The sequence below is a fragment of the Pseudonocardia sp. SID8383 genome, from assembly GCF_009864975.1.
GTDB classification, from domain to species: domain Bacteria; phylum Actinomycetota; class Actinomycetes; order Mycobacteriales; family Pseudonocardiaceae; genus Pseudonocardia; species Pseudonocardia alni.
The window spans coordinates 1-6,685 of sequence record NZ_WWFY01000966.1; the positions used below are offsets into that span (position 1 = coordinate 1).

Below are 6,685 nucleotides of genomic sequence, written 5' to 3' on the forward strand. Positions count from 1 at the left end.
CGGTGCGCAGACCGCTGGACTCCGGCGTCGTCGAGCACGCGGGGGAGGTCGGGCTCGCCCGCGACGCGTCCGCGGCGAAGGACCCGGCCCTGGTCCTGCGGGTCGCCGCCACCGCAGCCCGCACCGGGCTGCCGATCTCCGCGGGCACTCTGTCCCGGCTCGCCGACACCGCCCCGGAGCTGCGCGCACCCTGGCCGCGGACGGCGCTGGCCGAGCTGCTCGCCCTGCTCGGGACCGGCAAGGCCGCCGTCGCGGTGGTCGAGTCGCTGGACCGCACGGGGCTGTGGGGGCGGCTGTTCCCCGAGTGGGGCGCTGTCCGCGACCTGCCGCCGCGGGACCGCACGCACGTCTGGACGGTCGACCGCCACCTCGTCGAGGTCTGTGCCGAGGCCGCCCGGCTCACCACCCGGGTCGCGCGCCCGGACCTGCTGCTGGTCGGCGCGCTGCTGCACGACATCGGCAAGGGCCGCGGCGGTGACCACTCGGTGGTGGGCGAGTCGCTGGTCCGCCAGATCGGCGAGCGGCTCGGGCTGCGTGAGGGCGATCTCGTGCTGCTCGCGGCGATGGTGCGCCACCACCTGTTGCTGCCCCACACCGCGACCCGTCGCGACCCGGAGGACCCGGCGACGGTGTCGCGGGTGCTCGAGACGCTGCGCGAGGCGGTCGCACCGACCGGCCGGGGCGACGCCGACGTGGCGCTGCTCCTCGAGCTGCTCGGCGCGCTGGCCGAGGCCGACTCGCTCGGCACCGGGCCCGGCGTCTGGAGCCCGTGGCGGCGCACCCTGATCCAGGGGCTGGCCGGGCGCTGCCTGTCCGCGCTCGACGGCCGCCCGTTCGTCGAGCCCGGCCCGCCGGACCCGGCCCACCGGGAGATGGTCGGCGCCGTCACGGCGGCGGGGGAGCCGCAGGTCCGCTTCGCAGGCGACGACGACGTCGCGTCGGTCACCGTCGCGCTGCCCGACGGGCGCGGGGTGCTGTCGGCCGTCGCCGGGGTGCTCGCCCTGCACTCGTTGCAGGTGCACACCGCCGACGTGAACGTGTCCGACGGGGTCGCGGTCGAGACGTTCGCGGTGACCCCGCGGTTCGGCGGCCTGCCCGACCCGGCGCTGGTCCGCTCCGACCTGGTGCGGGTGCGCGCCGGGTCGCTGGACCTGGTGCAGGCGCTGGCCCGCAAGGAACGCGACTACGCGCCGTCGACGCCGGAGGTGGAACGGACCGCCCCGCCGCGGGTGCTGTGGTTCGACGACGAGGCCACCGGCGCGGTCGTGCTGGAGCTGCGCGGCACCGACCGCATCGGGCTGCTCCACCACGTCACCGCCGCCCTCGAACGGACCGGGGTCGACCTCGTCTGGGCGCGGGTCGAGACCCTGGGCGCCTCGGTCGTCGACTCCTTCGGCATCGGCGGGTCCCCGGACCGGTCGGCCCGCAGCGAGATCGAGAAGGCGGTCCTCACGGTGGCCGCCGGGCGCGGGGAGGCCCGACCGACGACGTGACGCAGGTCGTGTCGCCTTGCAACAGCGGCCGCCCGGCGACGATCATGCTCGTCGCCGGTGCGGGCCCGCCCGGTGCAGCGTGCGACGAGGAGTGTCGACGTGGACACCGGGAACACCGCCTATCTGCTCGGCAGTGCCGCCCTGGTCATGCTCATGACCCCGGGGCTGGCGCTGTTCTACGGCGGCATGGTCCGCGCCAAGAGCGTGCTCAACATGATGATGATGAGCATCGTCTGCCTCGGCGTGATCGGGCTCGTCTGGGTCGTGTTCGGGTTCTCGCTGGCCTTCGGTGACTCGCACGGGGGTCTGATCGGCGGGTTCGAGCTGGCCGGGATCACCGACCCGGACGCGCTGGTCGGCGACGTGCCGGTGCAGGCGTTCGCGATGTTCCAGCTGATGTTCGCCGTGATCACCGGGGCACTGGTGTCCGGCGCCGTCGCCGACCGTGCCCGGTTCCGGGCCTGGACGCTGTTCGTCGCGGTCTGGGTGGTCGTGGTCTACATCCCGCTCGCGCACTGGACCTTCGCCGTCGACGGAGCGGTGTCGCAGCGTGGCGGCTGGCTGGTCAACACCGTCGGCGCCCTCGACTTCGCGGGCGGCGCCGCGGTCGAGGTGAACTCCGGCGCCTCGGCGCTCGCGCTCGCGCTGGTCCTCGGCGCCCGCCGCGGCTGGCCGCGCGAGCCGATGCGCCCGCACAACCTGCCGCTGGTGCTGCTCGGGGCGGGCCTGCTGTGGTTCGGCTGGTTCGGGTTCAACGCCGGGTCCGCGCTCGCCGCCGGGGCCACCGCGGCCAACGCCTTCGTCACCACGATGACCGCCGCGTCCGCCGCCGTCGTCGCGTGGCTGGTCCTGGAGGACCGGCTCGACGGCCGTCCGACCAGCCTCGGGGCCGCCTCGGCCGCCGTCGCCGGGCTGGTCGCGATCACCCCGGCCTGCGGCTACGTCGACACCTGGGGTGCGCTGGCGATCGGCGTGCTCGCCGGGCTGCTGTGTCAGCTCGCGATCCGGCTGAAGTACCGGTTCGGTTACGACGACTCGCTCGACGTCGTCGCGATCCACGGGATCGGCGGGGTCATCGGCATGCTGATGCTGGGTCTGGTCGCGACCGACGCGGTCAACCCGGCGGGCGCCGACGGCCTGTTCTACGGCGGCGGCCCCGCCCAGCTCGGCAGGCAGGCGCTGTCGGTGCTGGTCGCGGCGGTCTGGGCGTTCGGGATGACGGCGCTGATCGCCTGGGTGGTGTCGCGGACGATCGGCTTCCGCGCCGCCCCCGACGACGAGCACGGCGGCATCGACGAGTCCGAGCACGCCGAGACCGCGTACGAGTTCAGCACGATGCGCACGGCGGGCCGCGGGCCGGCCGGGCGGATCACCGAGGAGGGGGACCGATGAAGCTGGTGACCGCGATCGTCAAGCCGTTCGTCCTGGGCGAGGTGAAGGAGGCGCTGGAGCGTCTCGGCGTGCTGGGACTCACGGTGACCGAGGTCCAGGGCTTCGGCCGCCAGAAGGGCCACACCGAGGTCTACCGGGGCGCGGAGTACTCCGTCGACTTCGTCCCGAAGGTCAAGGTCGAGGTCGTCGTCGACGACGAGCAGGCCGACCGGGTCGTGCAGGCGGTCGTCGACGCCGCGCACACCGGCCGGATCGGCGACGGCAAGGTCTGGGTCGTCCCGGTGGAGAACGTCGTCCGCGTCCGCACCGGGGAGCGCGGCACCGACGCCCTGTAGCCCTGCGGCCGACCGGGTGATCATCACCGGCCCCGCCGCCCCGGCCCACCCCGCGCCCGCCCCACCCGCACCGGGGCGTTGATCAGCACGTTCGCGCCCCGCGGAGGGCGGGAACGTGCGTCTCGCGGCCTGGCGGACCGGGCCGGGGACGGTCCGCGGCGGGCCGGACACACCGGGTGATCGGAACGATCCGGGCGACCGGACCGTTTCACCACACATGACCACCGCCCGTGCCGTGCCGACCGGCGCCGTCCCGCCGACCCGCGACACCGAGCACCGCCCCACCGAGCATCGCCGCGCCGATACCGACGGCACCGGCGTGCCCGTTCGCCCCGGCCCTCCGTCCGACGACGGCCCGGCGGCGCCGCTGGTCGTCGTCCTGCCGGGGCGGTCGCTGCTGCTGGTCGCGGGCCTGCCGGGGGCGGGCAAGAGCACGCTGCTCGCCGGGCTCGACGCCCCGGCGGGTACCCGGGTCCTCGACTCCAAGACCACCCGGGCCGTGCTCGCGCGGCTGCTCCCGGCCGCGACGCCGTACCCGGCCTACCGGTGGCTGACCCACCTGACCCACCGGGCGTCGGTGGTCACCGCGGCCCTCGGCCCCGCGGACACCGTCGTGGTCCACCTGCCCGCGACCGCGCCCCGGGTGCGCGCCGCGATCCGCGCGCTGGCCCGTCTCGGCGGCCGCGCACCGCACCTGCTGTGGCTCGACACCGCCCCCGACCAGGCACTCGATGGCCAGCACGCACGCGGACGGGTGGTCCGTTCGCGCCCGTTCGCGGCGCACGCGCGGCGCGCCCGCGACACCGCCGACGCCCTGCGGGCGGGCACCGAGACCGGCTGGTCCTCGGTCCGTCGCACCGATCGCTCCGGTGCCCGTGGGGGACTGGCGCTGGCCAAGTAGGCTGGTAAGGGTGTTCGACTCCCTCTCCGAGCGGCTCGGATCCACGCTGCGCGACCTGCGCGGCAAGGGCCGGCTCTCCGACGCCGACATCGACGCCACCGCGCGCGAGATCCGGATCGCGCTGCTGGAGGCGGACGTCGCCCTGCCGGTGGTGCGCGGGTTCATCACGCGCATCAAGGACCGGGCCAAGGGGACGGAGGTCTCCCAGGCCCTGAACCCGGCCCAGCAGGTCGTCAAGATCGTCAACGAGGAGCTCGTCGCGATCCTCGGCGGCGAGACGCGGCGGCTGCACCTGGCCAAGGAACCGCCGACGGTCATCATGCTGGCGGGTCTGCAGGGTGCCGGTAAGACGACCCTGGCCGGCAAGCTCGCGCGCTGGCTCCGGGGGCAGGGGCACACCCCGCTGCTCGTGGCCTGCGACCTGCAGCGTCCCAACGCGGTCAACCAGCTGCAGATCGTCGGTGAGCGCGCCGGCGTCCCGACCTACGCACCGCATCCCGGCGCCACCGGCTCCGGTGAGCTCCCCGAGGGCCCCGGCGACCCGGTCGGCGTCGCCCGCGACGGCATCGCGCACGCCCGCGACAAGCAGTACGACGTGGTCGTCGTCGACACCGCGGGCCGTCTCGGCGTCGACGAGGAGCTGATGCGCCAGGCGTCCGACATCCGGGACGCGGTGCAGCCCGACGAGGTCCTGTTCGTCGTCGACGCGATGATCGGTCAGGACGCCGTGGCCACGGCCGAGGCGTTCCGCGACGGCGTCGGCTTCACCGGTGTCGTGCTCACCAAGCTCGACGGCGACGCCCGCGGTGGTGCCGCGCTGAGCGTCCGCGAGGTCACCGGCCAGCCGATCCTCTTCGCCTCGAACGGCGAGAAGCTCGAGGACTTCGACGTCTTCCACCCCGACCGGATGTCCTCGCGCATCCTCGGGATGGGCGACCTGCTCACCCTCATCGAGCAGGCCGAGCAGGTCTTCGACGCCGAGCAGTCCGCGGCCGCTGCCGCGAAGATCAGCTCCGGTGAGTTGTCCCTGGAGGACTTCCTCCAGCAGATGCTGCAGCTGCGCAAGATGGGGCCGATCGGCAACATCCTGAACATGCTCCCGGGGATGAACTCCGGGCAGGCGAAGGCCGCGCTCGAGCAGGTCGACGACCGTCAGATCGACCGCCTGCAGGCGATCATCCGCGGTATGACCCCCGCCGAGCGGGAGGACCCGAAGATCATCAACGCGTCGCGCCGCCAGCGCATCGCGAGCGGGTCCGGCGTGTCGGTCTCCGATGTGAACGACCTGGTCAACCGCTTCTTCGAGGCCCGCAAGATGATGAAGCAGATGGCCGGCCAGTTCGGCTTCGGCGGCGGCGGGCGCAGCGCGACCAAGAAGGTCCCGAAGAACCCGCGCAAGGCCCGGCAGGCCAAGAAGGGCCGGCGCAGCGGCAACCCCGCGAACCGTGCCGCGGCCGGGGCGCCGGACCTGTCGAACCTGCCGCCGAGCCTGCAGCAGCTCCCGCCCGGACTGGGCAACCTCGACCAGCTGCCGCCCGGGTTCGACCCGTCGAAGCTGAACTTCGGCAAGAAGAAGTAGCTAGGGTCGCCACCCATGACCGATCTTCCGGCCGCGGGGTGGCGGCTCCGCGGAACGCTGCTGGGCCCCGACGGTGCCGCGGGCGCCGACCTGTACGTCGACGGCTCCGGGCGGGTCAGCCCGGAGCCGCTGCCCGGGGCGGAGGACCTGGTCACCGACGGCTGGATCGTCCCCGGCCTGGTCGACGCGCACTGCCACGTCGGGCTCGGCCCGGACGGCCCGGTCACCGACCTGGAGGAGTGCGCGGCGCAGGCCCGCGCCGACCGCGACGCGGGCACCCTGCTGCTGCGCGACTGCGGGTCCCCGGTCGACACCTCGCCGCTGCAGGCTCGCGAGGACCTGCCCGAGATCATCCGGGCCGGGCGGCACGTCGCCCGCCCGAAGCGCTACATCCCCGGGCTCGCCGCCGAGCTCGACGACCCGCGCCTGCTCGTCGACGAGGTCCGGGCCCAGGCCGCCCGCGGCGACGGCTGGGTGAAGCTCGTGGGGGACTGGATCGACCGCGCGGCGGGCCCCGACGACGCCGACCTCGCCCCGCTCTGGCCGGACGAGGTGCTCGCCGAGGCCATCGACGCGGCGCACGGGGCCGGCGCCCGCGTCACCGCGCACGTCTTCGGCACCGAGGCGCTGCCCGGGCTGATCCGGGCCGGGATCGACTGCATCGAGCACGGCACCGGGCTCTCCGACGAGCTCATCGAGGAGATGGCCGCCCGTGGCACCGCCCTGGTGCCGACCCTGATCAACGTCGAGACCTTCCCCGGGATCGCGGAGAAGGCGACGCGCTACCCCCGCTACGCCGGCCACATGCGCGACCTGCACGCCCACGCCTGGGAGACCGTCGGACGCGCGATCGAGGCCGGGGTCCCGGTCTACGCGGGCACCGACGCCGGCGGCGGCATCCGGCACGGCCGGATCGCCGACGAGATCGCCGAGCTGGCCCGCGCCGGGCACCCGGACCCGATCGGCGCCGCGAGCTGGGCCGCGC

Annotated in this window: 6 protein-coding genes; all 6 read left to right on the forward strand. The window is 74.7% G+C overall.

Annotation, left to right across the window (positions count from 1 at the left end; translation table 11 throughout):
* Positions 1-1,493: HD domain-containing protein (locus tag GTW08_RS23035; RefSeq protein ID WP_161152515.1), on the forward strand; the 1,493-nt coding region annotated here is incomplete at its 5' end.
* 99 nt (positions 1,494-1,592) lie between these two features.
* Complete coding sequence (locus GTW08_RS23040) at positions 1,593-2,885, forward strand: ammonium transporter (RefSeq protein WP_217266943.1); 1,293 nt, start codon at positions 1,593-1,595, stop codon at positions 2,883-2,885.
* Positions 2,882-3,220 carry a P-II family nitrogen regulator gene (locus GTW08_RS23045; RefSeq protein ID WP_062401005.1) on the forward strand — a complete coding sequence of 113 codons (339 nt, stop codon included), beginning with the start codon at positions 2,882-2,884 and terminating at the stop codon, positions 3,218-3,220. The genes GTW08_RS23040 and GTW08_RS23045 overlap by 4 nt, the downstream gene beginning before the upstream one ends.
* A gap of 217 nt (positions 3,221-3,437) precedes the next feature.
* Complete coding sequence (locus GTW08_RS23050) at positions 3,438-4,121, forward strand: AAA family ATPase (protein WP_161152516.1); 684 nt, start codon at positions 3,438-3,440, stop codon at positions 4,119-4,121.
* A 10-nt stretch (positions 4,122-4,131) separates the two neighbouring features.
* The gene (ffh, locus tag GTW08_RS23055) at positions 4,132-5,700 is read left to right on the forward strand and encodes a signal recognition particle protein (protein WP_073578181.1); all 1,569 of its coding nucleotides are present in this window, start codon (positions 4,132-4,134) and stop codon (positions 5,698-5,700) included.
* A gap of 15 nt (positions 5,701-5,715) precedes the next feature.
* On the forward strand, positions 5,716-6,685 hold a 970-nt coding region (locus GTW08_RS23060), incomplete at its 3' end, for an amidohydrolase family protein (protein WP_202417581.1).

Bases quoted from the DNA above. Each gene is read 5' to 3' on its own strand.
- GTW08_RS23045 (WP_062401005.1), top strand. From the start codon at position 2,882: ATGAAGCTGGTGACCGCGATCGTCAAGCCGTTCGTCCTGGGCGAGGTG.
- GTW08_RS23050 (WP_161152516.1), top strand. From the start codon at position 3,438: ATGACCACCGCCCGTGCCGTGCCGACCGGCGCCGTCCCGCCGACCCGC.